Source organism: Pseudomonas halotolerans, from assembly GCF_039581215.1.
Lineage (GTDB): Bacteria > Pseudomonadota > Gammaproteobacteria > Pseudomonadales > Pseudomonadaceae > Aquipseudomonas > Aquipseudomonas tehranensis.
Map to the genome: position 1 here is coordinate 81,626 of NZ_JBCNTJ010000008.1, position 21,835 is coordinate 103,460.

Genomic DNA, 21,835 nt, shown 5'->3' on the forward strand with positions numbered 1-21,835 from the left:
AACTACCCATTTCAAGGGCACCCCCTTATGATGTCCACCAGACTTTTTACCCTGCGATGACCCATGGCTGATTCCGCTTTTTTCTGCACCCTGTCCCACGAAGGCGTTCTCGCGGTCCGCGGCGTGGACGCCGGCAAATTCCTGCAAGGCCAATTGACCTGCAATCTCAACTACCTGAGCGACAGCCGGGCCAGCCTCGGCGCCCGCTGCACCCAGAAAGGCCGGATGCAATCGAGTTTCCGCATCCTGCTCGAAGGCGATGGTGTACTGATGGCAATGGCCACCGAATTGCTCGAACCGCAACTGGCCGACCTGAAAAAGTACGCCGTGTTCTCCAAATCCAGGCTGACCGATGAAAGCACCGCTTGGGTTCGCTTCGGCCTGGAGAACGCCGATACAGCGCTCGAAACCTTGGGCCTCGAACTGCCGGCCGACACCGACAGTGTGGTTCGCCATGATTGCCTGGTCGCCATTCGCGTCTCTCCCCACCGCGCCGAACTTTGGGCGCCCGCCGAACAGGCCGACCTGCTGTCAGCACGGCTGCGCGAACAGCTGGCCGAAGGCGAGCTGAACCAGTGGCTGCTGGGTCAGATCCGCGCCGGGATCGGCCAGGTCATGCCGGCTACCCGCGAACTGTTCATCCCGCAGATGCTCAATCTGCAAGCCGTCGGCGGCGTGAGCTTCAAGAAAGGTTGCTACACCGGCCAGGAAATCGTCGCCCGCATGCAGTACCTGGGCAAGCTCAAGCGGCGCCTGTATCGGCTGCAAATGGATGCCAGCGAACTGCCCGAGCCTGGCGCCCCTTTGTTTTCACCCACGCATGGCAGCTCCATCGGTGAAGTGGTGATGGCTGCTCGGGCCGAACGAAACATTGAACTGCTGGCCGTGGTACAGGCCGAAGCTGCAGAAGATGACAATTTGCACCTCGGCGCGCTGGAAGGCCCGGGCCTGCAATTGCTCGACCTGCCTTACGAACTGGACCGCGACCTCGAAATCCAGCGCTGATCGCAGCATTTTGTCGTAACACCCTAGAGAAACGAAATGAGCGATTTGGCGGATAAGGTCCAACGGGATTTGGTAGAGGCCATCGATAACGATGACCTGGTTCTGCCAACGTTACCGGAAGTGGCCCTGCAGATTCGCCGGGCCGCCGAAGACCCGGAAATCAGCGTCAGCAACCTGAGCAAAGTGATTGGTCGTGACACGGCGCTTTCGGCGCGCCTGATAAAAGTGGTCAACAGCCCGCTGCTGCGGGCGACCCAGGAAGTCACCGACCTGCACACAGCCATCACCCGGCTGGGGGTCAACTACAGCAGCAACCTGGCCATCGGCCTGGTCATGGAGCAGATTTTCCATGCCCGGTCCGAAGTAGTGGAACAGAAGATGCGCGAAGTCTGGCGTAAAAGCCTGGAAATCGCCGGCGTCAGCTATGCGTTGTGCCGGGTCTATACGCAGCTCAAGCCCGATCAGGCTGCGCTGGGTGGGCTGGTGCATCAGATCGGCGTACTGCCGATCCTCACCTACGCCGAAGACAACAATGAATTGCTGTCAGACCCGGTCAGCCTCAATCACGTCATCGAAACGATTCACCCGGTGCTGGGAGACAAGTTGCTCAGTGTCTGGGAGTTTCCAGAAAGACTGGTAAAGCTGCCGGGGCTGTATCTGGACTTCACCCGAGACTCCAAGCAACTCGATTACGTCGATCTGGTGCAGGTGGCCGCCTTGTATTGCTACAAGGACTGCGACCACCCTCTGGGCAGGATCGATGCCTTCGGCGTACCGGCCTTCAAAAAGCTGGGCATCGACCCGGAAAACAAAGCCAGGTGCGCGGATATCGAAGAAGCGCGGTCGATGTTTTACTAGAACGCCCGAGGGAAAGCGTCTTTTTGTGGCGAGGGGATTTATCCCCGCTGGGCTGCGCAGCAGCCCCCAAACCAGGCAACTCGGTGTACCAGGAAGATTGAGTTAACTGCTTTAGGGCCGCTGCGCAGCCCAACGGGGATAAATCCCCTCGCCACAGGACCTGGCTCACTGCGTGACTGCGCAGTCGAGCGGGAGCAAGCTCCCTCGCCACAAGACAGTGTTCGACTCTCAATCGGAACCGGGGATAAAGCTCACCCTGACCTTCAGACCGCCCTCCTGCCCGTCATGCAACGTGATTTGCGCCAGGTGCGCACGGCAGATTTCACCGACGATCGCCAGCCCCAAACCAGAACCGGCCACTTGCTGATTGCGCCGATAGAAGCGCTCGAACACGCGGTCTCGCTCATGCAACGGGATGCCCGGTCCGTCGTCCTCGACCTCGAGCACCGCCGGTGCGGTGACCCGCAGAATCACATTGCCCCCCGACGGGGTATGGGCCAGGGCATTGTCCACCAGATTGCTCAACAACTCGTTCAACAAGGTTGGCTCACCTCGCAGCCACACCGGCTCGTCGGCTTCCAAAGCCAACGCCACGCCGCGGGCATGGGCCAGCGGGGCCATGGCCATGCCCAGCTCCCGTGCCAGTTGGCTGAGATCCAGTAACTGCGCGCCGCCCTCGGCGATGGCCCGGGCACCATTTTCGACCCGTGCCAAGGACAGCAGTTGATTCGCCAGATGGGTCAGCCGATCCGTGCCCTGAGCCGCAGTTTCCAGGGTTTCACGCCAGACTGCCGGCTCGCTGGCGCGTAGCCCCAATTCAAGCCGAGCCTTCAAGGCAGCCAAAGGCGTGCGCAGTTCATGGGCGGCGTCGGCGATGAATTGCGCCTGACGCTCGAATTGCCCGCGAAGACGCTCGGTGAAATGGTTGAGGGCCCGCACCAGTGGCCAGAGTTCATGCTGGACTTCCACCAGGGGCAATGGCCGCAAATCGTCCGGCTGACGCTCCTCCACTGCCGTGCGCAAGCGCTCCAGCGGGCGCAAGGCGGCACTGACGGCGAACCACACCATCAACAGCGCGCCCACTGCCAGCATGCCCAGACGCAACAGCGTATCGGCCATCAGGCCGCGGGCCATGCTGATCCGCGCCTCTTCGGTTTCCGCCACGCGAATCTCCGCCATGCCGTTCATGTTCGGTTCACTCACCGCCTTGAGCAGGCTCACCACCCGCACGTCCTGCCCCTGATAGCTGGCGTTATAGAAGCGCGCCAGGGCCGGGTAATCGTCGGTACGCGGCGTACCGGGCGGTGGATCTGGAAGGTTTTCGTAGCCGGAAATCAGCTTCTGGTGGATGTCATTGACCTGGTAATAAATACGCCCGGCGCTGTCGTAAGCGAAGGTATCCAGGGCCACGTAAGGCACGTCCGCGCTGAGGCTGCCGTCGCGTTGCGACAGGCCGGCGGCGATGGTCCGGGCCGAGGCCAGCAGCGTGCGGTCGTAGGCCGTGTCCGCGGCTTCGCGACCGTTCCAATAGGCACTCAGGCCGCTGGCGAGCATCAGCACCACCAACAGCAGCGCCAGGTTCCAGAGCAGTCGCCAACGCAAACTGTCGGGCTTATGCATCGCGGGTTTCCAGCAGGTAGCCCAGGCCGCGGAATGTCACGATCGCCACGGCATGGCCGTCGAGTTTCTTGCGCAGTCGGTGGACGTAAATTTCAATGGCATCGGGGCTGGCCTCTTCGTCCAGGCCGAACACCTGGGCCGCAAGCTGCTCTTTACTCATCACCCGGCCTGGCCGGGCGATCAACGCCTCCAGCACCGCCTGCTCGCGGGAAGTCAGGGTCAGCAATTCGTCGTCGAGGGTAAAGCGGCGGGTGTCCAGGTCATAAATCAGCCCACCACAGCGCTGCTGGCGTTCGCCCCCCAATACGCTACGGCGCAACAGAGCCTTGACCCGCGCTTCCAGCTCAGTGAGTTCGAACGGCTTGGCCAGGTAATCGTCAGCGCCCAGGTTCAGGCCATGGACCCGGTCCTTGACGTCGCTGCGGGCAGTCAGCATCAGCACCGGCAAGGTCTTGCCGCGGGCTCGCAGCCGGGCCAGCACCTCGAAGCCGTCCATGCGCGGCAGCCCCACATCGAGAATCGCGACCGCGTACTCCTCGCTGCTCAACGCCAGATCGGCCGCCACCCCGTCGTGCAGCACATCCACGGTCAAACCGGTGCTCTTGAGCGCCTGGGCTACACTTTCGGCCAGCTGGAGATGGTCTTCGACGAGCAGGACACGCATTGGGTTTCACCTCGATTCAGGGATGGTCGGCACCACTCTGTGGCGCGGAGTTTACAGCCGCATCCGCCTCTGTGAAGCCAAAAACATCGTGAAAGCTTTTGAAAGGTTAGCGAAAGGTTGGCCGGTTAGAGTCCTCCAACGGCTAGTTTCGACTGCCGCTCGCGAGGCACCTTGCGAACGAAAAACGCCCCGAAGCGTTTTCGCCAAATAAGAACAATAGCGCGGAGTATTCACCATGCTGTCCATACAGCCCCAGGCCCCGACGCCTGCTCGCCCTTCCCGCTTCAACCAGAAGTCTTTCCGTTGCGCCACCGCTTTCGCCGGTCTTGCATCGTCGTGCCTGTGCGTCTGCGCCACGTGACCTCTCGCTCCTGATGGCCCGTTGTCGATTCCCGAAGGGGCCGGCAACACCCAATGTGCAACACACAACAACAACTCCTGTGGAGACAACAATGAACCTATCACTGCGTAAAGTAGCCCTGGCCGCCGGTTGCCTGATGTTCGCCGGGCAGTTGCTCGCCGAACCCAAGCGTCCGGAATGCATCGCCCCGGCCGCTCCTGGCGGCGGTTTTGACCTGACGTGCAAACTGGTCCAAAGCGCCCTGGTGAACGGAAAACTGCTGACCAAACCGATGCGTGTGACCTACATGCCCGGCGGCGTCGGTGCGGTGGCCTACAACGCAGTGGTTGCCCAGCGCCCGGCCGACGCCGGCACGCTGGTGGCCTGGTCCAGTGGCTCGTTGCTGAACCTGGCCCAGGGCAAGTTCGGGCGTTTCGACGAAAACGCCGTTCGCTGGTTGGCGGCCGTTGGCACCAGTTATGGCGCCATCGCGGTGAAAAGCGACTCGCCCTACAAGAACCTCGATGATCTGGTACAGGCCCTGAAGAAAGATCCGGGCTCCGTGGTGATCGGCTCCGGCGGCACCGTCGGCAGCCAGGACTGGATGCAAACCGCACTGATCGCCAAGGCCGCCGGTATCGACCCGCGCAAACTGCGCTACGTGGCGCTCGAAGGCGGTGGCGAGATCGCAACGGCCCTGCTCGGCGGCCACATCCAAGTGGGCAGTACCGACATCTCCGACTCCATGCCACACATCCAGAGCGGCGACATGCGCCTGCTGGCGGTGTTCGCCGAGAAGCGCCTGGACGAGCCGGAAATGAAAGACATCCCGACCGCCCGCGAACAAGGCTACGAGATCGTCTGGCCAGTGGTTCGCGGCTTCTACCTCGGGCCGAAGGTCAGTGATGAAGACTACGCCTGGTGGAAAAACGCGTTCGACAAGCTGCTGGCTTCCGAAGACTTCGCCAAGCTGCGTGACCAGCGCGAGCTGTTTCCGTTCGCCATGACCGGTCCGGAACTGGACGCCTACGTGAAGAAGCAAGTGGCCGACTACAAGATGCTGGCCAAAGAGTTTGGCCTGGTCCAGTAATCGCCTCTGTTCTCGCGGCGGCGTCGGCAATCCCACGGCGCCGCCCAGGAGTTAGTCATGCTCATCCAACGTATTTTCGCTTCAGTGCTGCTGCTGGTTTGCGTCGGCCTCGCGCTGATGGCCTGGCCTTACCAGGCAGCCTTTTCCTACGAACCGGTCGGGCCGCGTGCCTTCCCCTTGCTGATGATCGGGCTGTTGAGCCTGTCCCTGCTTTATATGGTGTTTCGTCCGACGCCCATCGTGCACAGCGACGAAGATCCGCAACTGGATCGTGAAACCCTGCAAAAAATCGGCATCTGCGTAGTGCTGCTGCTGATATTCGCCGGAACCTTCGAACCCCTGGGCTTCATCCTCGCCAGCATCGTGGTCGGGGTGCCGATGGCGCGCCTGTATGGCGGTCGTTGGGTGCCGAGCGTGGTGATCATCAGCCTGATGGCCATCGGTCTTTATCTGTTGTTCGACAAGCTGATGGACGTGCCGCTGCCCTTGGGCCTGCTCGACGTCCTGGAGAATTGATATGGATACCCTGAATTATCTCGGCCAGGGTTTTGGCGTTGCACTGACCCCCTATAACCTCGTGACCGCCCTGAGCGGCACCTTGATCGGTACTGTGGTCGGCCTGCTGCCGGGCCTGGGCCCGATCAATGGCGTGGCGTTGCTGATCCCGATTGCATTCGCCTTGGGGCTGCCGCCGGAATCGGCGCTGATCCTGCTGGCAGCGGTGTATCTGGGTTGTGAATACGGCGGGCGGATCAGCTCGATCCTGCTCAATATTCCGGGCGAAGCCTCCACCGTCATGACCACCCTGGACGGCTACCCGATGGCCCGCAAAGGCATGGCCGGCGTCGCCCTTTCGCTGTCGGCGTGGAGTTCGTTCCTCGGTGCATTCATTGCCACTTGCGGGATGGTGCTGTTCGCCCCGCTGCTGGCCAAATGGGCGATTGCCTTCGGACCGGCGGAATACTTCGTCCTGATGGTGTTTGCCATCGTCTGTCTCGGCGGCATGGCCGGTGATCGCCCACTCAAGACCTTCATCGCGGCGCTGATCGGGCTGTTCCTGTCCTGCGTCGGAATTGACGCCAACAGCGGCGTATACCGTTTCACCGGGGACAACATCCACTTGACCGACGGCATCCAGTTCGTCGTGCTGGTGCTGGGCCTGTTCTCCATCAGTGAAATTCTGTTGCTGCTGGAGAAGACCCATCGCGGCCAGGAAGCGGTGAAAGCCACCGGGCGGATGATGTTCAACGTCAAGGAAGCGGCGTCGGTGTTCTGGGTGAACATGCGATGCGGCGTGCTGGGCTTCATCATGGGCGTGTTGCCAGGCGCTGGTGCGACCTTGGCCAGTGCCGTGGCGTACATGACAGAAAAACGCATCGCAGGCTCGACTGGCACTTTCGGCCAGGGCGACAAGCGTGGTCTGGCCGCTCCAGAAACGGCCATCGGCGGTGCAGCCTGCGGTGCGCTGGTGCCGATGCTGACCCTGGGTGTGCCTGGTTCCGGCACCACCGCGGTGATGATCGGCGCACTGTCGCTGTACAACATCACGCCGGGTCCGCTGTTGTTCCAACAGCAACCCGACATCGTCTGGGGCCTGATCGCCTCGTTGTTCGTCGCCAACATCATGCTGGTGATCCTCAACATCCCGATGATCCGCGTCTTCACCCGTATCCTGGCCGTGCCGAACTGGGCATTGGTCCCGGTCATCGCGATCATCACCGGGATCGGCGTCTACGCAGTGCACGCCACCACGTTCGACCTGTTCCTGATGATCGGTATCGGCATCTTCGGTTACATCCTGCGCAAGCTGGACTTCCCGCTGTCGCCGGTCCTGCTGGGCTTCATCCTCGGCGGTCTGATGGAGCAGAACCTGCGTCGTGCGCTGTCGATTTCCAACGGTGCGCTGGAAATCCTCTGGTCGAGCCCGATCACCTTGGGTTGCTGGGTGTTGACCGTCATCATGCTGATGATGCCATTGCTGCGGATCTGGCGCCGCCGCTCGGCTCAACGTCGCGCCCTGGCCAATGTCTGAGGCAACACTCAGACAATGGTGGGGAACACCGCTGGTCGGTCTGGCCGGCGGTTATCTGGCCAGCCTGATCGGCTGGCCTTTGCCCTGGATGGTCGGCTCGTTACTGGCGATCATCCTGGTGCGCTGCCTCACGCCGTGGCAACTGATGGAGATCCCTGGCGGCCGTAAATGCGGCCAGTGGGTGGTCGGCATCGGTATCGGCCTGCACTTCACCCCGGTGGTGATGGAACAGGTGCTGAGCCATTTTGGCCTGATCTTCTTCGGCGCGCTGATCACCAGCGTGTCCAGCGTGGTGAGTGTGTGGCTGATGCGCCGCACCGGCGAAGACCGCGCCACCGCTTTTTTCTCCAGCATGCCGGGCGGTTCCGGCGAGATGGTCAACCTCGGTGCCCGCAATGGCGCCGACCTGAGCCGCGTCGCTGCCGGCCAGAGCCTGCGGGTGCTGGTGGTGGTGCTCTGCGTGCCGGCCGCTTTCAAATACTTGCTCGGCGAAGGCGCCCCGGCGCAGCACGCTGCCTCGGTGGACTGGCTGTGGCTGGCGCTGCTGTTCCCGGCGGGCGCCCTGCTCGCCTGGGGCTGGGAGCGTTTGCGCCAACCCAACCCGTGGCTGTTCGGGCCGTTGCTGGTGAGTGCGGCGGTGAGCATCGGTTGGGACCTGCACATCAGCCTGCCCGACGGCGGCAGCCAGATCGGCCAATGGTTGATCGGCAGCGGGCTGGGTTGTCATTTCAACCGGCAGTTCTTCCGCCGCGCGCCTTCGTTCATGGGCCGTACGCTGATCGGCACGGTGTTGACGATGTTGATCGCCACCCTCGCGGCCTTGGGCCTGAGCACCCTGACCCACCTGGACTTGCGTTCACTGACCTTGGGCATGATGCCCGGCGGTATTGCGGAAATGAGCCTGACGGCGGAGACGCTGCAATTGTCGGTGCCGCTGGTGACAGCGTTGCAGGTCATGCGCCTGCTGTTCGTGTTGTTTCTGGCGGAGCCGTTGTTCAGGTATTGGATGCGCAAGTCGGGTTCGGACTTATAGACCGCGTTGCCCCCATCGCGAGCAGGCTCGCTCCCACACTGATTTGTGTACGCCGCAATACCCTGTGGGAGCGGGCTTGCTCGCGAAGGCGCCGGCACATTCACCCTTGATGCAAGCTGAACCACCGCTTTCGCGAGCAAGCCCGCTCCCACAAGGATTGGTGGCGAACCCCATTTCTGCGCCCCTCCAAAAACCCCATGTGGGAGCGAGCTTGCTCGCGATGAGGCCAGCCCGGTCAACGCATTAAACCGGCGGCAACCGCCAATCGATCGGCGTCTCGCCCTGTTGCTCAAGAAACTTGTTGGCCCGACTGAAATGTCCGCAACCCAGGAAGCCGCGGTAAGCCGACAGCGGCGATGGGTGGACGGAGGTCAGCACCAGGTGTTTGGTGGCATCGATCAGCTTCTGCTTGCCCTGGGCATGGGCGCCCCACAGCAAAAAGACCAAATGCGGCTGGTGCTCACTGACCACTTCAATGACCCGATCAGTAAAGTGCTGCCACCCCTTGCCCGCGTGGGAGTTGGCATTGGCACGCTCCACGGTCATGGTGGTGTTGAGCAGCAACACGCCCTGGTCGGCCCAGCTTTGCAGGTAGCCGTGATTCGGGATGTCGATATTCAGGTCGCGTTTCAATTCCTTGTAGATGTTCACCAGCGAAGGCGGTGCCGGTACGCCCGGCTGCACCGAAAAGCACAGGCCATGAGCCTGGCCCGGGCCGTGATACGGGTCCTGGCCGAGGATCACCACCTTGACCTTGTCCAGCGGCGTGGAATTAAGGGCATTGAAAATCAGCGGTGCCGGTGGGTAAATCTCCTTGCCGGCCGCGTACTCGCGACGCAGAAATTCGCGCAACTCTGCCATGTAGGGCTGGTCGAACTCGGCACGCAGGGCTTGCTTCCAGCTCGGTTCGAGTTTGATACGGTCGTCAGCAGTCATGGTTGCACCCGGTAAAAACAATGGGCGCACCCTAGGAAAGCCTACATGGCTTGTCAATTGATCTGATGCAGAACCGGCACTTTCCTACGCAGCGGTCATACTGATCATTCAAATTTCTGATCGAGGTCACGATGAATTTGCACTTCGAAGAACTCACCGGCATCAACGGCGCCCGTATCGGCATCGCCACGCTGGATGCTGAAAAATCCCTGAATGCCCTCTCCTTGCCGATGATCAACGCTCTGCGCGATCGGCTTGATGCCTGGGCCAGAGAACCGCAAATCGTCTGTGTCTTGTTGCGCGGCAACGGCGCCAAGGCGTTTTGCGCCGGTGGCGAGGTGCGCAGCCTGGTGGAGGCCTGCCGTGCTCAACCCGGCGAAGTACCGCCTCTGGCTGCGCAATTTTTTGCAGCGGAATACCGATTGGACTTCAACCTGCACACTTATCCCAAACCCCTGGTGTGCTGGGGCCATGGCTACGTGCTTGGCGGCGGCATGGGGTTGTTGCAAGGCGCGAATATTCGGATCGTCACACCGAGCACGCGCCTGGCGATGCCGGAAATCAGCATCGGCCTGTACCCCGATGTCGGCGCCAGTTGGTTCCTGTCGCGGTTGCCCGGCAAACTTGGCCTGTTCCTGGGCCTGACGGGCGCCCACATGAATGCGCGGGACGCCATTGACCTGGGGCTAGCCGACCGTTTCTTGCTGGATGAACAACAGGACGACCTGATCGAGGGCTTGTTGCAGCTCAACTGGCAGGAACAAACACCCATGCAGCTCAACAGCCTGCTCAAAGCCTTGCAGCAGGAGGCCGTTGCTCAGTTGCCCGAGGCGCAATGGCTGCCGCGCCGGCAGAAAATCGACGAATGGCTGGATGTCAGCGATGTACGTTGCGCCTGGAAAGCCCTCAGCCTGCTGGTGGACCACCCGGACCCGTTGATCGCCCGGGCCGCCAAGACCATGACCGAAGGTTGCCCGCTGACCGCTCATCTGGTCTGGGAACAGATCGCCCGAGCCCGGCATTTGTCATTGGCCGGTGTGTTCCGGATGGAATACACCCTGAGCCTCAATTGCTGCCGTCATCCGGAATTCAGCGAAGGCGTGCGGGCACGGCTGATCGACAAAGACCACAAGCCCCACTGGCACTGGCCAGACATCAACCATGTACCCGAAGCGGCGGTCGAGGCGCACTTTCACAAAGCCTGGGAAGGGCGGCATCCGTTGGCGGATTTGTCCAACGAGTAACGAGCCAGGAAGAGTGCTCTGTGGGAGCGAGCTTGCTCGCGATAGCGGTATATCAGATACCTCAATGTCGGCTGACCCGACGCCATCGCGAGCAAGCTTTGCTCCCACAAGCGTTATCTCATCAGGTTTATGGCAGGCACAAAAAAAGCGGCGCTCAATGCGCCGCTTTTTGCTGCCGATGAATCAGCGGTGGTTACGCCGTCCATCATGATCACCGCGTCCCCGATGATCCCGCCCGCCTCGACCACGACGGTCGTCATTCCAACCGCCCCGTTTATGGCCGTCCCAGCCGCCCCGGTGTGGATGAGACCGGTACGCCGTGCGCGGTGGCGAGTAATGGCGCGGCCCGTGTTGGTAATAACGCGGCGCCGAGTAATAGCGCGGTGCCGGTTGGTAATACCGCGGTGCCGAATAGTAGCGTGGCGCCGGTTGGTAATACCGCGGTGCCGAATAGTAGCTCCCGCCACCGTAATAAACCGGCGCCGGTGAGGTGTAGACCTCGGAACGGTAGTAGCTTGAGCCTCCGTCGTAAGGAACACATGCCGAAAGTGTCAAACCCAGAAACGCAATGAGCAGAAGTCGTCGATACATGGCGGCCTCCTGGACCGCTAATGAGCCACATCAGCGACGCTGGCGGGCGGCAGTCATCTATTGGGTGACTGACGATTAATCTGACAGCGAAATCCGAATCTGGTGCGCCCTGGCAATAAGTTGAAACATGTAACCCTGTGCCTCATCCCGGTGCGGGCAAGCACCACAACTATGCAAAAATCCACTTGCGACGCCGCGCGCTGCTCGGCCGCCCCTCTCTGGCCCGGGCCTTTACGGCACTTGGCACGGCTCTCGCTTTAACAAACTCCGTGCAGGAGTCATCACAGGTTCGCGGCACCACAATTTGCAATGGCTGACTAGGGTTCCGGCTCGCCTCTGGCGAGTGGCTGGTCCGAGAGTTGGCGACCTCCAGTTGAGGTTACACGGCGGGACAAAAGCCCGGGAGACAAGCCACCGTTCGCGGTGCCGCGTTGCTCCTGTCCGCCCTTGATCAACTGGAGAACCACCATGCTCAAGCTTCGTCTTTGCGCCCTGCTCCTCGCCACGTTCTCGGCCCTCGTGAGCCCCTCGTCCCCTGCCGCACCCAAAGACCATTTCAGCGTCTGCTGGACCATTTACGCCGGCTGGATGCCCTGGGAATACGCCGGCAGCCAAGGCATTGTCGATAAATGGGCGAAAAAATACGGCATCACCATCGATGTGGTGCAGCTCAACGACTATGTCGAATCCATCAACCAATACACCGCCGGTCAGTTCGACGGCTGCACCATGACCAACATGGACGCCCTGACCATTCCCGCCGCCGGTGGCGTGGACAGCACCGCGCTGATCGTCAGCGACTTTTCCAATGGCAACGACGGCATCGTGCTCAAGGGTGACGGCAAGAAAGTCGCTGACCTCAAGGGCATGGACGTCAACCTGGTGGAACTGTCGGTCTCCCACTACCTGCTGGCCCGTGCCCTGGACTCGGTCGGCCTCACCGAAAAAGACCTGAAAGTCGTCAACACCTCCGACGCCGATATCTCCGCGGCCTTCAATACCGACGAGGTCAAGGCCGTCACCACCTGGAACCCGATGCTCTCGGACATCAAGGCCCAGCCCGACGTGAGCGAGGTGTTCAATTCCAGCCAGATCCCCGGCGAGATCATGGACATGATGGTGGTCAACACCCAGACCCTCAAGGACAACCCGGCCCTGGGCAAAGCATTGACCGGCGCCTGGTTTGAAGTGGTGGCGCTGATGAACGCAAAAAACGCCGCCAGCCAGACCGCACTGGAACACATGGCCAAAGCCTCGGGCACCGACCTGGCCGGCTTCCAGTCGCAACTGGACACCACCAAGCTGTTCGCCACCGCCAAGGAGGCTCTGAACTTCGCCACCAGCGAGCAACTGCCCGCCACCATGCGCAAAGTCGCCGAGTTCTCGTTCCAGCACGGTTTGCTCGGCGAAGGCGCCAAGGACACCGACGCGGTCGGCATGTCGTTTGCCAATGGCGTGAGCAGCGGCGACAAGGCCAATCTCAAGCTGCGCTTTGACCCGACCTACGTGCAACTGGCCGCCGACGCCAAGTTGTAAACCGGAGGAGCTGGCATGCGCCTGATCAACCGCTACCCGGATCGCCCCAGTCGCCTGTTGTTGGTGATCCTGCCTTTCGCGCTGGTGCTGTTCGCCTACTTCATGGGCTCGGCCGAACGGTTGACGGACAACCCCAACGACAAGCTGCTGCCCAGTGCGGTGCAAATGGCCGATGCGGTCAAACGCCTGGCCTTCACCGCTGACGTGCGCAGTGGCGACTACCTGCTCTGGCAAGACACCGCGTCGAGCCTGCGAAGACTGGCAATCGGCCTGGGCATCAGTGCCTTGGCCGGCCTGTGCCTGGGCATCGCCGCCGGCACGCTGCCGCTGTTCGGTGCGCCGCTATCGCCTTTACTCACCGTGCTGTCGATGGTGCCTCCGCTGGCCATCCTGCCAATCCTGTTCATCGTCTTCGGCCTGGGGGAGTTGTCGAAAGTGATGCTGATCGTCATTGGCATCACCCCGTGCCTGGCCCGGGATCTGGAACAGCGCGCCCGGGAAATCCCGGTCGAATTGCTGATCAAGGCCCAGACCCTCGGCGCCTCGACCTGGACCCTGATGCTACGGGTGGTGCTGCCACAATTGCTGCCGCGCCTGTTGATTTCCTTGCGGCTGATGCTCGGTTCGGCCTGGCTGTTCCTGATCGCCGCTGAAGCGATTGCGTCCACCGATGGGCTGGGGTATCGGATTTTCCTGGTGCGCCGATACCTGGCGATGGATGTGATCTTGCCGTACGTGGTCTGGATCACCCTGCTCGCCTGGCTGATGGATTGGGGTCTCAAGCACCTGACCCGCCAAGCGTTCCCCTGGTATGAGGGGGCGAAGGCATGAGCTTCATCAAGGTCAACAACGTCTGGCAGCAGTACGCCGATCAGGTGGTGCTGGAGCGCTTGAACCTGAGCGTCGCCGAAGGTGAGTTCTGCACGCTGGTGGGGGCGTCGGGTTGTGGCAAGTCGACCTTTCTACGGTTGCTATTGGGCCAGGAGCGCGCCAGTCGCGGGCAGATTCTGCTGGACGGGGAGCCCCTGGCCGGCGAGCCGGATGCCAGCCGTGGCGTGGTGTTCCAGCGTTACTCAGTGTTCCCGCACCTGACGGTGCTGAACAACGTGGCCCTGGGCCTGGAACTGCCGCGCTCGCCGCTGCTGGGTCGCCTGTTTGGCAGCGCCAAACGCCAGGCCCGTGAAGAGGCCGCGCACCTGCTGAACAAGGTCGGCCTCGGCCATGCGCTGGACAAATACCCGGCGCAGTTGTCCGGGGGCATGCAACAGCGGCTGGCCATCGCCCAGGCGCTGATCATGAAACCCCGTGTCCTACTGCTGGACGAACCCTTCGGCGCCCTCGACCCCGGCATTCGCAAAGACATGCACGCCCTGTTGCTGGACCTGTGGCGCGAAACCCGGTTGACGGTGTTCATGGTCACCCATGACCTGTCCGAAGGTTTCAGCCTCGGCACACGCCTGCTGGTGTTCGACAAGGTTCGCCTCGACCCCCATGCCCCCGGCGCCTATGGCGCACGCATCACCTACGACATTCCACTGAACAGCGACCGCCGCACCGCCCGTGCCGCCGTCGACGCCCTGCCCGCCGAACTGGCCGGCGCATTGCGTATCGCTTGAAAGGAGTTTACCCATGACCGATTCGACCCAATTATTTGCTCCCTTCGCCGAAGAACTGCTGCCCGGTGGCGGCCACCGTTCCTTCGTGCTCAAGCGTGGGCAACTGCTGCGCCTGACCGATCTGCGCGGCGGGGCCAACGTGAGCCTGACGCTGCTCAATGCCCATGAGAAAACCGAACGCCTGAACCTGCCCGACAGCCTCAAATGCCAACACACCGCCAAACTCACCAGCGGCCATTGCCTGTACTCGGACATGGGCCGGGTGCTGGCGGCCATCACCGCCGACACCTGCGGCTGGAGCGATAGCCTGGGCGGCGTGCTCTGCGCCGAGGAAGTCGCACAAAAATACGGCCAGGGCCGCTATCAGGAACTGCGCAACGGCTTCTTTCGCAACGGCACCGACAACCTGTTGGTGGAGCTGGGCAAATGGGGGTTGGGCCTGTCCGACCTGCTGATGACCCTCAACCTGTTCAGCCGGGTCGATGTCGATGAGGCCGGCAACTTTCACTTCGTTGAAGGCCATTCCAAGGCCGGCGATTACATCGAGCTCTACGCACCGATGGACACCCTGGTGGTGCTGACTGCGCTGCAACACCCGATGGACCCGAACCCGCAATACGCCCCGCAACCGCTCAAGCTCAGCTGGATGAACGCCGAGCCCAGCGTTGCCGAGCACTGCCGCCACTCGCGCCCGGAAAACCAGCGCGGCTTCATCAACACCGACCGCCTGTTCGCCTGAGGATCGCTGCCATGTCACTTGCCATCGCCACCCCACACAAGCAGCCCGACGCCGCCATCTACCGCGCCACCATTCCCGCCGGGGAACCCTGGCTGGTTGAGGTCAAGGCCGGGCAAACCCTGCGCATCCTCGACCTGGAAGGCAACCAGGCGGTGGATACGCTGTTCTACAGCCTGGCCAACCCCAAGGAACGCTACGACGTGCAGCGCACTCTGCGCCGGCAGAACAGCGTGTACCTGAGCACCGGCAGCGTGCTGTATTCCAACCTCGGCCACCCCATGCTGACCATCGTTGAAGACACCTGCGGGCGCCACGACACCCTCGGCGGTGCCTGCGCCCAGGAAAGCAACACCGTGCGCTACGCCCTGGAAAAACGCTACATGCACAGCTGCCGCGACAACTACCTGCGGGCCTGCGCCCACGACGGTCGCCTGGGCAAGGGCGACATCGGGCCGAACATCAACTTCTTCATGAACGTGCCGGTCACCGCCGACGGTGGCCTGACGTTCGAGGACGGGATTTCGGCACCCGGCAAATACGTCGATCTGCGGGCCGAGATGGACGTGATCGTCCTGATCTCCAACTGCCCGCAACTGAACAACCCGTGCAACGCCTACAACCCCACGCCAGCGGAGCTTTTGATATGGAACTGAAGTTAGCCCGCCTGCGACGCTGGCTGTTTGTGCTGTGCCAGAGCCGGTCGGGGCAGTGCATTAAATAGCGGTTACCAGACGCCCCCCTGTGGGAGCGGGCTTGCTCGCGAAGGCGGTCTGACAGTGACATTGATGCTCAATGACACACCGCTTTCGCGAGCAAGCCCGCTCCCACAGGGATTGGCGGTGTTTTTAAGGTTGATTATTTCGCCCTCGGGGACGACCCCGGCGGCCATCGAAAACTGCGGGACGGCCCGCATCCCAGTTCAGGCAGACATGCATGCCTGAGGGGGTTACGCCATGTTCAAAAAAATCCTCATCGCCAACCGTGGCGCCATCGCCTGCCGGATCCTGCGGACCCTGGGCGAACTGAAGGTCCAAGGCGTTGCGGTGTATTCCCAAGCCGATGCGGCCAGCTTGCACATCCTGCAGGCCGACGAAGCCCACTGCCTGGGTGAAGGCGCGGCGGCCGCTACGTATCTGGCCGTGGACAAGCTCCTGGCAATCGCCAAAAGCAGCGGCGCGACGGCGATCCATCCCGGCTACGGCTTTCTCTCGGAAAACGCCGCTTTCGCGCAGGCCTGCGAAGCCGCCGGCATCGCTTTCATCGGCCCGACGCCAGAGCAACTGCGCGTGTTCGGCCTCAAGCACACCGCCCGTGACCTGGCTCGCCGCCACGGCGTGCCACTGCTCGAAGGCACCGAACTGCTCGACAGCCTCGACGCCGCGCTGCTGGCCGCCACCCAGGTCGGCTATCCAGTGATGCTCAAAAGCACCGCCGGGGGCGGTGGCATCGGCATGCGTGTCTGTCGCAATGCCGCCGAGTTGAGCGAGTCATTCGAAGCGGTCAAGCGCTTGGGCCAGAACAACTTCAGCGATGCCGGCGTGTTCATCGAGCAGTACATCGAACGCGCCCGGCATCTTGAGGTTCAGGTATTTGGCGACGGCCAGGGCCAGGTGATCGCGCTGGGTGTACGCGACTGCTCGGTGCAGCGGCGCAACCAGAAAGTCATCGAAGAAACCCCCGCGCCCAACCTGCCCGAAGGGATGGCCGAGGAGCTCTGCGCAGCGGCGATCCAACTGGCCCAGGCGGTCAACTACCGCAGCGCCGGCACGGTGGAGTTCGTGTTCGACAGTGACGCCGGACGCTTTTACTTTCTGGAAGTGAACACCCGTCTGCAAGTGGAGCATGGCGTCACCGAACAAGTGTGGAACGTGGACCTGGTGCGCTGGATGGTGCAATTGGCCGCCGGAGAACTGCCTCCTCTGAACGAGCTGAGCCAGGGTTTGCACGCCCAGGGCCATGCGATCCAGGCGCGCGTGTATGCCGAAGATCCAGGCCGGGATTTCCAGCCAAGCCCGGGGCTGCTGACGGCTGTGCAATTCCCGCCAGCCGACGGCAAACACCTGCGCGTCGACACCTGGGTCGAGGCCGGTTGCCAAATTCCGCCCTACTTCGACCCGATGATCGCCAAAGTCATTCGTTGGGCGCCGACCCGCGAAGAAGCGCGCCTGGGCTTGCATCAGGCGCTGAATGAAAGCCTGCTGTACGGCGTGGAAAGCAACCGCGACTACCTGCAACAGATTCTCCTGGATGCACCCTTTGCCAGCGGCCAGCCCTGGACGCGCTGCCTGGAGGCGCTGGTCTATCGCGCCAACACCTTTGAAGTGCTCAGCCCTGGGACCCAGACCAGCATCCAGGACTATCCCGGCCGACTCGGTTATTGGGCGGTGGGTGTTCCGCCATCGGGGCCGATGGACAGTCGCTCGCTGCGCCAGGGCAATCGCCTGCTGGGCAATGAAGAAGGCGCTGCGGCGCTGGAAATCACCATGAGCGGGCCCCTGCTGCGTTTCAATTGCAATGCCCGGGTGGCCGTGACCGGCGCGGTGATTGCGCTGACCCTTGATGGCGAAGCCGTGCCGATGAACACTGCCCTGTCGATTCCTGCCGGTTCAACGCTGGCGATCGGCAGCATTTCCGGCGCCGGGGCGCGCAGTTACTTGTGCCTGCAAGGCGGCGTGCAAGTGCCGGATTACCTGGGCAGCAAAAGCACCTTCACCCTCGGCCAGTTCGGTGGCCATGGTGGCCGGGCCTTGTGTACCGGTGACGTGCTGCACCTGGCGCCCCTGGATGAGCGCGCGAGCGTGGCGCACACGAGCGAACCCACTCTGGAGCTGCCCGACGTGCGGCAGATCCGCGTGATCTACGGCCCGCATGGTGCGCCGGAATACTTCACCGAGCGCTACATTCAGACCTTCTTCGACACGTCCTGGGAAGTGCATTTCAACTCCAGCCGCACCGGTGTGCGCCTGATCGGGCCGAAACCCGAATGGGTGCGCGCCGACGGTGGCGAGGCCGGCCTGCACCCTTCCAATATCCATGACAACCCGTACGCCATCGGCGCCGTGGACTTCACCGGCGACATGCCCGTCATCCTCGGCCCCGATGGCCCGAGCCTGGGTGGCTTCGTCTGCCCGGTGACGGTGATCGAGGCGGATCTTTGGCAACTGGGGCAACTCAAGGCCGGGGACAGGGTGCGGTTTGTGCCGGTGGACCTGAAGACCGCCCGATCACTGGCGACACACTTCCCTTGTGGCGAGGGAGCTTGCTCCCGCTCGAGTGCGCAGCGCTCGCCAGACAATGATCCTGTCCCTGAAGGGTTGGGGCCGCTACGCGCCCCAGCGCGAGCAAGCTCGCTCGCCACAGGTGTTGGGGATACACAAACATTGATGTCGCCGGTGGTGTTGGATATTGGTCTGGGCGATACCCGGCTGGTGGCGAGATTGGCCGGCGACACGCACCTGTTGCTGGAGATAGGCGCTCCCGAACTGGACCTTGTGCTGCGCTTTCGCGCCCACGCCTTGATGCAGGCGTTGGAGCACAAAAAGATGCGCGGCGTGATCGATCTGACGCCGGGCATTCGCTCGCTGCAAGTGCATTACCAACCCGAACAACTGCCGCTGCCCGAGCTACTGCAGATCCTCAGCGGAGAGTGGGACGCGGTGTGCGCCGCGCAGGATCTGCAGGTGCCGTCACGCATCGTGCACTTGCCGCTGTCCTGGGACGATCCGGCCTGCCAATTGGCCATCGAAAAATACATGACCACGGTGCGCAAGGACGCGCCCTGGTGCCCGAGCAACCTGGAGTTCATTCGGCGCATCAACGACTTGCCCAATCTCGACGAGGTGCAGCGCACGGTGTTCGACGCCAGCTACCTGGTGATGGGCCTCGGGGATGTCTACCTCGGCGCGCCCGTCGCCACGCCACTGGACCCTCGGCATCGGCTGGTGACCACCAAATACAATCCGGCCCGCACCTGGACTGCGGAAAACTCGGTGGGCATCGGCGGCGCGTACATGTGCGTGTACGGCATGGAGGGCCCAGGCGGATATCAATTCGTCGGGCGTACGTTGCAGATGTGGAATCGTTATCGCGAGGTCGCCGCATTCGACGGCAAACCCTGGCTGCTGCGGTTTTTCGACCAGATCCGCTTCTACCCGGTCAGCGCCGATGAACTGCTGCGCATCCGCCGAGACTTCCCCCTGGGCCGCTTCGACCTGGACATCGAACACAGCCAGCTCAACCTCGCCGATTATCAGCGCTTTCTGGCGCAGGAAGCCGACAGCATCGCCGCGTTCCGAGCGCAGCAACAAGGCGCCTTCAATGCCGAGCGCGAGCGCTGGATCGCCAGTGGCCAGGCACACTTTGACAGCGAAGACCCGGCACCCGCGCCCAGCGAAGATTCGCTGCTGAGCGAGGATCAGCTCAGCGTCGACAGCCACCTCGCCGGCAATCTCTGGCAGGTCCAGGTAGAGGTTGGCGCACGCGTTGCGGTCGGCGATGTGCTGGTGATTCTGGAGTCGATGAAGATGGAAATCCCGGTGCTCGCCCCCGTCTGCGGAGTGGTGCGCCAGATTCGTGTACAGCCCGGCTCGGCGGTGCGCGCCGGACAACGTGTGGTGGTGCTGGAACGTGACTGAACTCAAGCAAAGGATGAATGCCATGAACCTGTCTTTACGCCTGGACGATCTGCGTGACGCCTACCGCAGCGGCGAACTTACACCCCGGAATTTACTGTTGAGCCTGCGGGAAAAAGCCGCGGCGCTGAACCCTGATTATCACCTGTTCATCCACCTGCTCACGCCCGAGGAACTGGAACCTTACCTCGTCGCACTGGAGGGCCAGGATCTGCAAAACCTGCCGTTGTATGGCGTGCCGTTCGCGATCAAGGACAACATCGACCTGGCTGGCATTCCCACCACGGCCGCCTGCCCGGCGTTCAGCTACGTGCCGCAACGTTCGGCCACCGTTGTCGAGCAGCTACTGGCCTTGGGCGCGATTCCTCTGGGCAAGACCAATCTCGACCAGTTCGCCACTGGGCTCAACGGCACCCGCTCGCCTTACGGTGCCTGTCGCAATAGCGTGCTGCCCGACTATCCGGCCGGCGGGTCAAGCGCTGGTTCATCACTGGCGGTGGCCCTGGGTGTGGCCAGTTTTGCCCTGGGCACCGACACCGCGGGTTCAGGTCGGGTGCCGGCGGCGCTGAACAATCTGCTGGGATTGAAAGCCACCAAGGGTTTGATTTCCACGGCGGGTGTGGTGCCGGCCTGTCGCACGCTGGATTGCGTCACGACCTTCACCGCAACGGCGCGGGAGGCCAGTCAATTACTGGCGCTGACCGCCCGCCTCGACCCACGCGACGAGTACAGCCGCCGCAATCCGCTGTGGAACGACGGCTCCGCGTTCGGCGCGCCGCGACGCTTTCGCTTCGGCGTGCCTCGTCCACAAGACCTGGCTTTTTTTGGCTGCCACGAAGGTCCATGGCTGTTTCAAGAGGCCATCGAGCGACTCAAGGGCCTGGGCGGCGAAGCGGTGGAACTGGACCTGTCGCCGTTTCTAGAGGCCGCCCGGCTACTGTATGAAGGGCCGTGGGTGGCCGAGCGCTACAGCGTTGCCGGGGAGTTGATGGAGCGCGAGCCCGACGCCGTACTGCCGGTTATCCGCGCCGTATTGGCGAAAGCGCCTACCGTGGATGGCGTACAAACCTTCCGTGCCCAGTACCGTTTGCAAGTGCTCAAAGCCCAATGCGATCGCGTCATGGAAACGCTCGATTGCGTGCTCACCCCAACCATCGGCCGCCCGGTGACCCTCGCCGAACTGGCCGCCGAACCGGTGCTGCGCAACTCGGAGCTGGGCTACTACACCAACTTCATGAACCTGCTGGACTACGCCGCCGTCGCCGTTCCCAGCGCGTTCATGGCCAACGGCTTGCCCTGGGGCGTGACACTGTTCGGTCGGGCCTTCACCGATCAATACCTGTTAAGCGTGGCCGATGCCTTGCAGCGCCAGCAAGAGCCGGCCGTGCCAGCGCCGGCCAACCCGGCTCGCCATGACCGGGCGCGGCTGGTGGTGTGCGGGGCGCATCTGGACGGCTTGGCGCTAAACTGGCAGCTCCAGCAACGCGGTGCGCGTTTGATCGAGGCCACCCACAGCTCAGCCGATTACCGTCTCTACGCACTGGCCGGTGGCCCGCCTCTGCGCCCCGGCATGCTGCGGGTCAGTGAGGGTGGTGTGGCGATTGAGGTGGAGGTGTGGGAGCTGCCGAGCAGTGAACTCGGCTCGTTCCTGACCGGCATCCCCGCGCCGCTTGGGCTGGGCAAGGTACAACTGGCCGACGGTCGCTGGGAAAGCGGATTCATTTGCGAGCCGTATGGTTTGGCGGGGGCGCAGGACATCAGTCATTTGGGCGGGTGGCGGGCTTACCTTAATACCCACCAATAAACATAACCCTGTGGCGAGGGGATTTATCGAAACGTCGCACCGCCCCGCTGGGCCGCGAAGCGGCCCTAAAACCTGTCAACGCGGTATATCAGACAA

The 21,835-nt window shown here is 62.5% G+C and carries 18 protein-coding genes and 1 riboswitch; of the genes, 14 read left to right on the forward strand and 4 right to left on the reverse strand.

Going from position 1 to position 21,835, the window contains the following annotated elements; genetic code table 11:
* The first annotated feature begins 63 nt into the window (after window positions 1-63).
* Window positions 64-1,005, forward strand: a complete 942-nt coding sequence (ygfZ, locus tag AAIS01_RS13155; protein WP_343469306.1) for a CAF17-like 4Fe-4S cluster assembly/insertion protein YgfZ — start codon at window positions 64-66, stop codon at window positions 1,003-1,005.
* Window positions 1,006-1,041: 36 nt separating this feature from the next.
* Window positions 1,042-1,863: an HDOD domain-containing protein gene (locus AAIS01_RS13160; RefSeq protein ID WP_343469307.1), complete on the forward strand. Its 822-nt coding sequence runs from the start codon at window positions 1,042-1,044 to the stop codon at window positions 1,861-1,863.
* Between the two features lie 228 nt (window positions 1,864-2,091).
* Here AAIS01_RS13160 and AAIS01_RS13165 read toward each other — a convergent pair whose 3' ends face one another.
* Both AAIS01_RS13165 and AAIS01_RS13170 read right to left on the reverse strand, forming a co-directional pair.
* A complete protein-coding gene (locus AAIS01_RS13165) occupies window positions 2,092-3,483 on the reverse strand; it encodes a sensor histidine kinase (RefSeq protein ID WP_343469308.1) in 1,392 nt (463 codons plus the stop codon).
* Window positions 3,476-4,147: a response regulator gene (locus tag AAIS01_RS13170; RefSeq protein ID WP_047227978.1), complete on the reverse strand. Its 672-nt coding sequence runs from the start codon at window positions 4,145-4,147 to the stop codon at window positions 3,476-3,478. Before AAIS01_RS13170 ends, AAIS01_RS13165 begins: the two co-directional genes overlap by 8 nt.
* 452 nt (window positions 4,148-4,599) lie before the next feature.
* Here AAIS01_RS13170 and AAIS01_RS13175 point away from each other — a divergent pair, with 452 nt between their 5' ends.
* Genes AAIS01_RS13175 through AAIS01_RS13190 form a run of 4 tightly spaced genes read left to right on the forward strand, consistent with a single transcriptional unit; the run spans window position 4,600 to window position 8,642 of the window.
* A complete protein-coding gene (locus AAIS01_RS13175) occupies window positions 4,600-5,577 on the forward strand; it encodes a Bug family tripartite tricarboxylate transporter substrate binding protein (protein WP_343469309.1) in 978 nt (325 codons plus the stop codon).
* A 57-nt stretch (window positions 5,578-5,634) separates the two neighbouring features.
* Window positions 5,635-6,093: a tripartite tricarboxylate transporter TctB family protein gene (locus AAIS01_RS13180; protein ID WP_343469310.1), complete on the forward strand. Its 459-nt coding sequence runs from the start codon at window positions 5,635-5,637 to the stop codon at window positions 6,091-6,093.
* Window position 6,094: 1 nt separating this feature from the next.
* Window positions 6,095-7,609 carry a tripartite tricarboxylate transporter permease gene (locus tag AAIS01_RS13185; protein WP_343469311.1) on the forward strand — a complete coding sequence of 505 codons (1,515 nt, stop codon included), beginning with the start codon at window positions 6,095-6,097 and terminating at the stop codon, window positions 7,607-7,609.
* The gene (locus tag AAIS01_RS13190) at window positions 7,602-8,642 is read left to right on the forward strand and encodes an AbrB family transcriptional regulator (RefSeq protein WP_343469312.1); all 1,041 of its coding nucleotides are present in this window, start codon (window positions 7,602-7,604) and stop codon (window positions 8,640-8,642) included. The genes AAIS01_RS13185 and AAIS01_RS13190 overlap by 8 nt, the downstream gene beginning before the upstream one ends.
* A 243-nt stretch (window positions 8,643-8,885) precedes the next feature.
* Here AAIS01_RS13190 and ung read toward each other — a convergent pair whose 3' ends face one another.
* Window positions 8,886-9,578: a uracil-DNA glycosylase gene (ung, locus tag AAIS01_RS13195; protein WP_343469313.1), complete on the reverse strand. Its 693-nt coding sequence runs from the start codon at window positions 9,576-9,578 to the stop codon at window positions 8,886-8,888.
* Between the two features lie 131 nt (window positions 9,579-9,709).
* Between ung and AAIS01_RS13200 the strand changes: the two genes are divergently transcribed.
* Window positions 9,710-10,822, forward strand: coding sequence for an enoyl-CoA hydratase/isomerase family protein (locus AAIS01_RS13200; RefSeq protein WP_343469314.1), 1,113 nt, complete (start codon window positions 9,710-9,712; stop codon window positions 10,820-10,822).
* A 183-nt stretch (window positions 10,823-11,005) separates the two neighbouring features.
* Here AAIS01_RS13200 and AAIS01_RS13205 read toward each other — a convergent pair whose 3' ends face one another.
* Window positions 11,006-11,413: a hypothetical protein gene (locus tag AAIS01_RS13205; RefSeq protein ID WP_343469315.1), complete on the reverse strand. Its 408-nt coding sequence runs from the start codon at window positions 11,411-11,413 to the stop codon at window positions 11,006-11,008.
* Between the two features lie 306 nt (window positions 11,414-11,719).
* Window positions 11,720-11,821, forward strand: a riboswitch (guanidine-I (ykkC/yxkD leader).
* A 60-nt stretch (window positions 11,822-11,881) separates the two neighbouring features.
* Between AAIS01_RS13205 and AAIS01_RS13210 the strand changes: the two genes are divergently transcribed.
* From AAIS01_RS13210 to atzF, 7 genes are all read left to right on the forward strand, one after another.
* On the forward strand, window positions 11,882-12,949 hold the full coding sequence (locus AAIS01_RS13210) for a putative urea ABC transporter substrate-binding protein (RefSeq protein ID WP_343469316.1): 1,068 nt from the start codon (window positions 11,882-11,884) through the stop codon (window positions 12,947-12,949).
* Between the two features lie 15 nt (window positions 12,950-12,964).
* Window positions 12,965-13,780: an ABC transporter permease gene (locus tag AAIS01_RS13215; RefSeq protein WP_343469317.1), complete on the forward strand. Its 816-nt coding sequence runs from the start codon at window positions 12,965-12,967 to the stop codon at window positions 13,778-13,780.
* Window positions 13,777-14,565 (forward strand): ABC transporter ATP-binding protein, encoded by a 789-nt coding sequence (locus AAIS01_RS13220; RefSeq protein ID WP_343469318.1) that lies wholly within the window; start codon window positions 13,777-13,779, stop codon window positions 14,563-14,565. The genes AAIS01_RS13215 and AAIS01_RS13220 overlap by 4 nt, the downstream gene beginning before the upstream one ends.
* A gap of 13 nt (window positions 14,566-14,578) precedes the next feature.
* Entirely contained in the window at window positions 14,579-15,304 is a 726-nt protein-coding gene (locus AAIS01_RS13225; RefSeq protein WP_343469319.1) for an urea amidolyase associated protein UAAP1, read from the forward strand.
* Window positions 15,305-15,315: 11 nt separating this feature from the next.
* Window positions 15,316-15,957, forward strand: coding sequence for an urea amidolyase associated protein UAAP2 (locus AAIS01_RS13230; RefSeq protein WP_343469320.1), 642 nt, complete (start codon window positions 15,316-15,318; stop codon window positions 15,955-15,957).
* Between the two features lie 300 nt (window positions 15,958-16,257).
* Window positions 16,258-19,938 carry an urea carboxylase gene (gene uca / locus AAIS01_RS13235; protein WP_343469321.1) on the forward strand — a complete coding sequence of 1,227 codons (3,681 nt, stop codon included), beginning with the start codon at window positions 16,258-16,260 and terminating at the stop codon, window positions 19,936-19,938.
* A gap of 22 nt (window positions 19,939-19,960) precedes the next feature.
* Window positions 19,961-21,739 (forward strand): allophanate hydrolase, encoded by a 1,779-nt coding sequence (gene atzF / locus AAIS01_RS13240; RefSeq protein WP_343469322.1) that lies wholly within the window; start codon window positions 19,961-19,963, stop codon window positions 21,737-21,739.
* The last annotated feature ends 96 nt before the right edge of the window (window positions 21,740-21,835 follow it).

Bases quoted from the DNA above. Each gene is read 5' to 3' on its own strand.
- AAIS01_RS13170 (WP_047227978.1), bottom strand. From the start codon at position 4,147: ATGCGTGTCCTGCTCGTCGAAGACCATCTCCAGCTGGCCGAAAGTGTA.
- ung (WP_343469313.1), bottom strand. From the start codon at position 9,578: ATGACTGCTGACGACCGTATCAAACTCGAACCGAGCTGGAAGCAAGCC.
- AAIS01_RS13210 (WP_343469316.1), top strand. From the start codon at position 11,882: ATGCTCAAGCTTCGTCTTTGCGCCCTGCTCCTCGCCACGTTCTCGGCC.
- AAIS01_RS13190 (WP_343469312.1), top strand. From the start codon at position 7,602: ATGTCTGAGGCAACACTCAGACAATGGTGGGGAACACCGCTGGTCGGT.
- AAIS01_RS13165 (WP_343469308.1), bottom strand. From the start codon at position 3,483: ATGCATAAGCCCGACAGTTTGCGTTGGCGACTGCTCTGGAACCTGGCG.
- AAIS01_RS13205 (WP_343469315.1), bottom strand. From the start codon at position 11,413: ATGTATCGACGACTTCTGCTCATTGCGTTTCTGGGTTTGACACTTTCG.
- AAIS01_RS13160 (WP_343469307.1), top strand. From the start codon at position 1,042: ATGAGCGATTTGGCGGATAAGGTCCAACGGGATTTGGTAGAGGCCATC.
- AAIS01_RS13185 (WP_343469311.1), top strand. From the start codon at position 6,095: ATGGATACCCTGAATTATCTCGGCCAGGGTTTTGGCGTTGCACTGACC.
- ygfZ (WP_343469306.1), top strand. From the start codon at position 64: ATGGCTGATTCCGCTTTTTTCTGCACCCTGTCCCACGAAGGCGTTCTC.
- AAIS01_RS13225 (WP_343469319.1), top strand. From the start codon at position 14,579: ATGACCGATTCGACCCAATTATTTGCTCCCTTCGCCGAAGAACTGCTG.
- AAIS01_RS13180 (WP_343469310.1), top strand. From the start codon at position 5,635: ATGCTCATCCAACGTATTTTCGCTTCAGTGCTGCTGCTGGTTTGCGTC.
- uca (WP_343469321.1), top strand. From the start codon at position 16,258: ATGTTCAAAAAAATCCTCATCGCCAACCGTGGCGCCATCGCCTGCCGG.
- AAIS01_RS13220 (WP_343469318.1), top strand. From the start codon at position 13,777: ATGAGCTTCATCAAGGTCAACAACGTCTGGCAGCAGTACGCCGATCAG.
- AAIS01_RS13215 (WP_343469317.1), top strand. From the start codon at position 12,965: ATGCGCCTGATCAACCGCTACCCGGATCGCCCCAGTCGCCTGTTGTTG.
- AAIS01_RS13230 (WP_343469320.1), top strand. From the start codon at position 15,316: ATGTCACTTGCCATCGCCACCCCACACAAGCAGCCCGACGCCGCCATC.
- AAIS01_RS13200 (WP_343469314.1), top strand. From the start codon at position 9,710: ATGAATTTGCACTTCGAAGAACTCACCGGCATCAACGGCGCCCGTATC.
- AAIS01_RS13175 (WP_343469309.1), top strand. From the start codon at position 4,600: ATGAACCTATCACTGCGTAAAGTAGCCCTGGCCGCCGGTTGCCTGATG.
- atzF (WP_343469322.1), top strand. From the start codon at position 19,961: ATGAACCTGTCTTTACGCCTGGACGATCTGCGTGACGCCTACCGCAGC.